6 protein-coding genes are annotated in these 4,674 nt (G+C 58.5%); 5 read left to right on the top strand and 1 reads right to left on the bottom strand.

Going from position 1 to position 4,674, the window contains the following annotated elements:
- Window positions 1-307: 307 nt before the first annotated feature.
- The gene (locus JMV16_RS18140; RefSeq protein WP_201495716.1) at window positions 308-697 is read left to right on the top strand and encodes an MAPEG family protein; all 390 of its coding nucleotides are present in this window, start codon (window positions 308-310) and stop codon (window positions 695-697) included.
- Window positions 698-854: 157 nt separating this feature from the next.
- Here JMV16_RS18140 and JMV16_RS18135 read toward each other — a convergent pair whose 3' ends face one another.
- Window positions 855-1,100 carry a hypothetical protein gene (locus tag JMV16_RS18135; RefSeq protein WP_201495715.1) on the bottom strand — a complete coding sequence of 82 codons (246 nt, stop codon included), beginning with the start codon at window positions 1,098-1,100 and terminating at the stop codon, window positions 855-857.
- 349 nt (window positions 1,101-1,449) lie between these two features.
- Here JMV16_RS18135 and JMV16_RS18130 point away from each other — a divergent pair, with 349 nt between their 5' ends.
- From JMV16_RS18130 to JMV16_RS18115, 4 genes are all read left to right on the top strand, one after another.
- Complete coding sequence (locus JMV16_RS18130; RefSeq protein ID WP_201495307.1) at window positions 1,450-1,776, top strand: hypothetical protein; 327 nt, start codon at window positions 1,450-1,452, stop codon at window positions 1,774-1,776.
- A 131-nt stretch (window positions 1,777-1,907) separates the two neighbouring features.
- Complete coding sequence (locus JMV16_RS18125) at window positions 1,908-2,513, top strand: hypothetical protein (RefSeq protein WP_201495714.1); 606 nt, start codon at window positions 1,908-1,910, stop codon at window positions 2,511-2,513.
- 263 nt (window positions 2,514-2,776) lie between these two features.
- The gene (locus tag JMV16_RS18120) at window positions 2,777-3,367 is read left to right on the top strand and encodes a hypothetical protein (protein ID WP_201495713.1); all 591 of its coding nucleotides are present in this window, start codon (window positions 2,777-2,779) and stop codon (window positions 3,365-3,367) included.
- Between the two features lie 785 nt (window positions 3,368-4,152).
- Window positions 4,153-4,551 (top strand): GNAT family N-acetyltransferase, encoded by a 399-nt coding sequence (locus JMV16_RS18115; RefSeq protein ID WP_201495712.1) that lies wholly within the window; start codon window positions 4,153-4,155, stop codon window positions 4,549-4,551.
- Window positions 4,552-4,674: the final 123 nt, after the last annotated feature.

Genomic DNA, 4,674 nt, shown 5'->3' with positions numbered 1-4,674 from the left:
GAATTCGCAGTTCCATGATGTTGGTGTCCTTCCAGGGCATTGGTACCCTCCTTGTGGAGGTCCATCGTCCCTGTCTCGTCACCTGCACGCTGCGAGAAAAGTGTCACCCATCCGCCCCGGTCGTACCCGAGTGCGGCCTAACCCCTCGCTCAACCGGAGAGCCAACGGCAGGCCACCAGGCCCGGTCTGGCGGTACGCGGTACATTTTCTCAGCCCGGGCCAAGGCGTCCTACCTCCGCTGGCCGGTTAGCTCGAACGTTAGGCCGCACAATTCCCACCCTACTGGCCCGCCTCAGAAAATACGCTTATGAACCTAGTCGATATCGTGGCCATGCTCGCCATCATTCAGTACCTCGTGTTTGGTAGCCTCGTTGGCAAGGCGAGAGGTCAATACGGAGTGAAAGCTCCCGCTGTGTCTGGCAACGAGCAGTTCGAGCGGGTGTACCGAGTCCAGATGAATACCCTTGAATTGTTGGTTGCCTTCTTGCCAGCCCTGTACGCCGCTACAAGGTACTGGCCAGGCTGGGCAATTGCCTGCGTAGGCACGGTCTATCTCGTCGGCCGGGTCATCTACTGGCGTGCATACGTCACCGCACCTGCAAGCCGCGGGCTCGGTTTCGTGCTCAGCATCGGCCCGGTGTTCACACTGGCCTTGGCAGTGCTCGTGTCCGCAGGGCTTGGCAGGAGTGCGGCCTAACCCCTCGCTCAAGAGGAGCGCCAACGGCAGGCCACCAGGCCCGGGCCAGTGGTACGCTGTACATTTTCACCGGCCCGGGCCTGGCGTCCTGCCGTCGTCGCCCGCTTAGCTCGAACGTTAGGCGTCAAACTCAACCAGCGCGGTGGTTCCTACATCTTCAAACCCTGAACACCAGAGATTGCAAAATTGATGCAGTGCCAATCGTGTAGAAGCCGCTACCCGCTCTCCAACCAATGGAGTCGAGATACCAGAGAATCAAGATAACGATGATGATTGGGGCGGCCATCGCAAGGAAGAGCAAAAGAGTCATCAGCAGGGAACGAACTTGATCATTCCAGTAGGCACGAAAGGCCTCCCACGCTGACTTTGCCTCTTCCTCAAGTTCCGCAATCCAAGCACGCACAGAGATGACCCTATCACCAAGTTCTCTGTTCTGGTTATCGGCAGCCGAGTAGGATACTGAAGACCAACCCCATCTACTACATCGCCATGGACAACCATACTGATACTCACAATGAAGAAAGCTGCGCATTGACGCCTAACCCCTCGCTCAAGCTGAGCCCCAACGGCAAAGCGCCAGGCCCGCGCTACAGTGTGGTTCATCATCTGCAGCGCGGGCCTGGCGCTTTACCGTCGGTGCCAGCTTAGCTCGAACGTTAGGCCGCGCAACGCCCGGCTTCGGTCCCATTCGTTGCGTCTCGGGCTATGCTGCAAGCCGGCTCAGGGTACATCCACCGTGCAAGGAGGTTCGCATGACCGAGACCCCCGCTTCCAAGGCTTCAGCAGCAGCAACAACCACTTTGTTGCTCAGCATCGTTGCTTTGGGCGCCATCATCTATCTCGCCACAGAAGTAGCAGAACCCAAGCCTCTCTTGTTCATGCTCGCAGGGCTGGCCTTAGCAGTCACGCTTGTGCTGCACTTCATCTTCGTCTGGCTGCTGGCCAAGCGAGAAGGCAAGAACGCCAGAACATACCTCGCGGGGGCCGTACTCACCTACCCACTCGGCTCGGCTATCGGGCTCATCCTGTACGAGTGGCGCGTGAGGGTTGACCAAGAGTCCTCCAACAGCGCGGCCTAACCCCTCGCTCAAGCGGAGCGCCAACGGCAGGCCACCAGGCCCGGTCTGGCGGTACGCGGTACATTTTCGCCAGCCCGGGCCTGGCGTCCTGCCGTCGTCGCCCGCTTATCTCGAACGTTAGGCGTCACACAATGGCCAACTTCTCTGGGTATCGCTTCAATATTCCTGAGGCCCGCCTGCTCGCAAGCCTGCATAGCATCCGTCATGATCTCAACGGCACGCTCGAGTACTGCCGACGATTGGAAATCATGGAGTTTGATGTGGTGCTTTGGGAAGCTCTCTCTGCAGCCGCCGTTGTTCGATACGCCAGATGTTTTAGCAGTGGCTCTCGAGACCAACTGAGCCACAAGCTGCTTGATTCCGCCCCACCAACGCTTCGAGAAGCACACGAGTACTTTATCGCTGTGAGAAGTAAGCATGTCGCGCACTCAGTCAACGACTTTGAAGAGAATGACGTAACAGTGACGCTTCGGGAGGACGGCGACGACTTGTCAATTCAAGGTATCGGTGCTCATCATGGGACAGTAATGGGACTGGACTTCGCCGCGCCCAAACTCTTGTCAGAGGTTGCAGTCTGGGTTCAGAAGCACGTCGAACAAGAAATTCGGAGAGAGGAACAACGACTTCTTCCGATCGCACTGCAGTACGGCGCGGCAAAGATCCGATCGTTCGGCCACCCTGGTGGCACTGATAGTGAACTTCAACATCGGGCCAATCGCGTCCGCACCAAACCGTGACGCCTAACCCCTCGCTCAAGCGGAGCGCCAACGGCAGGCCACCAGGCCCGAGCCGGTGGTACGCGGTACATTTTCACCGGCCCGGGCCTGGCGTCCTGCCGCTGGCGCCCGCTTAGCTCGAACGTTAGGCCTCGCAACCAACGTCCTTGGTGGGCCCAGGGCGGAGTCAATCCGCAGAACCAAGCCGATCGTTCGCGCTGAACTCGTCGGCGAGCAATCATGAGAACTATGATCAGCCAATGAAAAGAGCAGGAGGAGAAATCGTGAAATGGACTTGGTTGTTCTCGCTCATGATGCTCACGTGTGCGGATGCTCAAGCGCAGGCCTGCTTAAAAACCTCAGTGATGGCGCCGAGTCCATTGATGGGCAATCACGGGGAAATCTTCCGCACCGCTGAGGGCGCCATCTACGAAGTAGTGGGATCGTACGAATACCTATACGCCTACTACCCCGAAGTCACGATATGTCCAGCCCGAGGAAAGATGCTTGTCGAAGGTAAGACCGTGGGAGTCCAGGCGGTACAACCAGCTTCACGGAGAGCACCACTTCCGACAGACAAGAAGAAGGCTGAGGGAAGGCAAGAGAAGCCACAGGCAAGCGCCGCCCCGATAACTGTCCTCCTTCGAGTGCGTAGTTGCGACTACTTCATAGCTGATGGGCCGCAGGGCTACTACCTTCTTGAGTGGTATGGCGGCCATGACCCTGATCGAGGCGACGGCATCTACGGCCAGCTTGGTACTTATGGATTCAAAGATGTCCTGTACGACGGTGGGCAAGAAGGACGGCTCTACATCGACGACTACATGCTTAGCAAGGACCGAGCACTTGAGAAGCTTCGTGAGAAATGCAGATAGTTGCTGCCATCGCGGCACCGGCGAGGCCTAACCCCTCGCTCAAGCGGAGCGCCAACGGCAGGCCACCAGGCCCGAGCCGGTGGTACGCGGTACATTTTCACCGGCCCGGGCCTGGCGTCCTACCGTCGGCGCCCGCTTAGCTCGAACGTTAGGCCGCACAATGGCCACATTTCAATTTCCCGCTGCCGACAATCCACAGAGACTACACATGCGACTTGCTCAAACTTGGCTCTTGGTGGCCTGCCTGTCGGTCGTCAGTTGCGGTGGCAATGGTGTCAAAGGCAACACCGCTACTGAACAAACAGCCTTGGAGAAGGCCGTGGCTGCGGCCAGGATCCAGGAAGCCACAGTTGTGACACTAGCCAGTCCGTCTCCTTGCACCGACTCAGCACAATGCAAGGTGTTGGCGCTAGAGCCGACGTTCAACGATCCCTGCAATTTCAAAAGGAATGTTCTGTACTCCACTTCGTCTGCAACTGCTCAGCAAGCGGTTCAGGCAGCCAATGAGTACGCCGAGCTTGCCAAGCAAGCGCGAGCACTATCTGCGCCACTTACCTTTGGCACTTCTTGCGGAGGAGTCACAATGCTCCAGCTATACGCCTGTGTTTCTAGCGAGTGCGTGCTTCAGTAGCGACGTGCGGCCTAACCCCTCGCTCAAGCGGAGCGCCAACGGCAGGCCACCAGGCCCGGTCTGGCGGTACACGGTACATTTTCGCCAGCCCGGGCCTGGTGGCCTGCCGTTGCCGCCCGCTTAGCTCGAACGTTAGGCTTCACAAGGAAAGCTCGTGCCCCTCTCGTGGTCCCATGAAATCAGCACCGTCGATTGGCTCGAACTTGAGTCTCTCTATCGAGTCGCGCCTCTCGGCACAAAGAACGCCAGGGACCTGGAGATCGTGTTCACGAACAGTCGCTTTCGCTGCTTTGTACGTGATGAGGGACGCATGGTCGCAGTGGGCCGAGCACTTGCCGATGGAGCCGACTGCTCGTACATATGCGACGTCGCTGTCCACCCAAGCTATCAAGGTACTGGTCTGGGCAAGGCAGTAGTTCAGGAGTTGGTCCAGCTTTCCAGCGGCCACAAGAAGATCATCCTGTACTCAGTGCCTGGCAAGGAAGGTTTCTACAAGAAGCTGGGCTTTCTTCGCATGCTCACAGCTATGGCCATATTTCGAGATCCAGAGTAAGCGCGCGGGCAACACACCCCGCGAGTTCGAGGCGATTCAGCGCGAGGCGCCCAGCTGCCAGCGATGCGGCAGCAACTCCTCGATCCGTCCCGCCGGCTGCGTCGGCAGCCGGGTCAGCACGTC

Source organism: Rubrivivax sp. A210 (assembly GCF_904426505.1).
Classification (GTDB): domain Bacteria; phylum Pseudomonadota; class Gammaproteobacteria; order Burkholderiales; family Burkholderiaceae_C; genus Rubrivivax.
Note: the sequence above shows the minus strand (reverse complement) of the source record. Positions and strands in the feature narration are given on the sequence as shown.